The 2234-nt window shown below is 66.7% G+C and carries 2 protein-coding genes; one reads left to right on the forward strand and one right to left on the reverse strand.

Annotated elements, in window-relative coordinates; translation table 11 throughout:
• Positions 1-571 precede the first annotated feature (571 nt).
• Positions 572-808 carry a hypothetical protein gene (locus JOZ76_RS35935; protein WP_291706116.1) on the forward strand — a complete coding sequence of 79 codons (237 nt, stop codon included), beginning with the start codon at positions 572-574 and terminating at the stop codon, positions 806-808.
• Here the strand turns inward: JOZ76_RS35935 and JOZ76_RS35940 are convergent.
• Positions 805-1965 (reverse strand): IS30 family transposase, encoded by a 1161-nt coding sequence (locus JOZ76_RS35940; RefSeq protein WP_441300158.1) that lies wholly within the window; start codon positions 1963-1965, stop codon positions 805-807. The two genes, JOZ76_RS35935 and JOZ76_RS35940, sit on opposite strands and share 4 nt — an antisense overlap.
• Positions 1966-2234: the final 269 nt, after the last annotated feature.

The following is a 2234-nucleotide window of genomic DNA, read 5'->3' on the forward strand; positions in this document are numbered from 1 at the left end:
TTCCTGGAACCGGGTGCCGAATCCGAGCAGCAGAAACCGCGACGCACCCCAGCGCCGTAGCCTGCACGCCCGACAACCGAAGTGCTGGCTCAGCAGACCATGTAGCAGATGCTCAGGACGACCCGCGAGCCGTCTCGATAGCGGATCGGCGAATTCTGACGGTGGTTGCAACACGGCTGGTTGAGCCGTGGTTTGAGTGTGGGCTGGGTGTTGGTGGTGCGTCTAGGGCATGGCGATGTGGGGAGGGGGCCGGTGCGGCGGGCCGGCAGCGAAGATGCCGGGGCTAAGCGCATGGACAGGGGATGGTGGCTGCGGCGCGGGGTGGGTTGTGGTGGGCGCCGCGCAGGGTCCGGGGCCGCCCCTCCGGCGTCTAGGGCGCTGCGCGTCGCTGGCGCGACTGCCCTTTGCGGGCAGCCCTGGACCCCGGAGACCTCTGCGACCCCGGGGGCAGGCGGTGCGGGCAGGCTGGGTGCCTGCCCCGGGCGCGCGCGGCGTGTTGAGCGTCAGTCGGGCAGCGGAGCTAGTTGATGCTGGGATTGGCGGCAATGCGGGTGTTCGGTGGAGGTGGGTGATGGCGGCGGGACAGGTGTGGCTGGCTGGTGAGGATGCCGCGGAGCTGGCCCAGTTGCTGGAGTTTGTCGATGACTGGCTGGGTGGGCCCGATCGCGCGCTGTTGACCGATTCGCTGGCGCGGTTTGTCGGCGCCGGCGGTTATGACTTGGAGGCGTTGCGGGTTGATGTGGCGCGGTTTGTGTTTTTGCTCATCGGCCAAGACGGCGAGCGGGTGTTCGGCGGGCGGGATGGTTAGCCGACGAACAGGTCACCGATGAGCTCGATCGGTTTGGCATAGTCGAAGCGCTTGCGGGGCCGGTCGTTGAGCTCGGCGGCTACGGCGTCGAGTTCGACTTCGCTGTAGATCCCGAGATCGGTGCCCTTGGGAAAGTACTGGCGCAGCAGGCCGTTGGTGTTTTCGTTGGATCCGCGCTGCCAGGGTGCGTGCGGGTCGCAGAAGTAGATGGCGATATCCGCGGCAATGGCCACCTGTTTCCACAGGCCCATCTCCGGGCCCTGGTCCCAGGTCAGCGACCGGCGCAGCACTACTGGCAGAGTCTGGATTTTGTCGGCGAGAGCGTCGCGGACCTGCTCGGGGCCATAGCCGCGGGGCAGGTGCAGCAGCATCGTGTATCCGGTGGCGCGTTCGACTAGGGTGCCGATCGCGGTCTGGTTGTGCGCACCGATTAGCAAATCTCCCTCCCAATGCCCGGGCACTGCCCGGTCGGCGGCCTCGGCGGGGCGCTGACTGATGTTGACCATGTCCGGGATGCGGTTTTTGCGTTGCCCGGGCTTGCGCCCGGGATGACGCAGCGCCCGCCCGGTGCGCAAACACCGGGTCAACTCGCGTTTTAACGCCCCGCGCGGCTGCACATACAACGACTGATAAATCGTCTCGGTGCACACCCACATCTCCGGGTCGTCCGGGTACTCCCGACGCAACCGGCCAGCGATCTGCTCCGGCGAGTACCGCTTGGACAACTGCCCTTCCACAATGCCGCGCAACACCGCGTTCGTGGCAAGCTTGGCCGGCTTCGGGCGCGTCGCACGCTGATAGGCCAGCGCCTGCGCGCTGGTAGCCCGATAGCCATTCCTGTCGCTGTTGCGGCGCAGTTCTCGCGACACCGTCGAGGCCGCCCGCCCCAACCGGGCCGCGATCGAGCGCAACGACTCCCCCCGCGCCCGCCCCAACGCGATCTCCTCGCGCTCCCCAAATGACAAATAACGCCCCACCAAATGCCGGCCGCGCCGCGGCCGCACCCCACCAGCAGCCACAATCCAGCGCCGGCCTTTCACCCGATACGTTCCCGCCCGCGCCGCCGCCGCGGTAATGAACTCCCCAGCCTGCAACGCCGCCCAAAACGCCTGAACCTTCTCCGGCACCATCCGGTCTGAAAACACTGCCATACCCAGCAACACCCTCTGATCATCAACGGTGTTGCAACCACCGCAAGAACCCGGTATCCGTCAATGCAACTGTGAGCATCGGCGCCCTCACGTGCACCGGCCGCCCGCGGTGTGTGATGGCTGGGATGACCCGACGGTCCGTGTCGTGTTGGTGAGCATCGACTCAGCTCAGGAACCGTTGTTGTGTTGACGGCATATCCGGCGGGTCTGGGTGAGGAGCAGGGGGCTGTTGCTGATCTGGTGGGTGGGTGCGGTGGAAAAGTCTGTCGTCTGTG

This window comes from Bradyrhizobium sp. (genome assembly GCF_019244115.1).
Taxonomy (GTDB): Bacteria; Pseudomonadota; Alphaproteobacteria; order Rhizobiales; family Xanthobacteraceae; genus Bradyrhizobium.

What these genes read in the sequence shown, in the direction of transcription:
- JOZ76_RS35935 (WP_291706116.1), top strand. Translation starts at nt 572, where the DNA reads ATGGCGGCGGGACAGGTGTGGCTGGCTGGTGAGGATGCCGCGGAGCTG.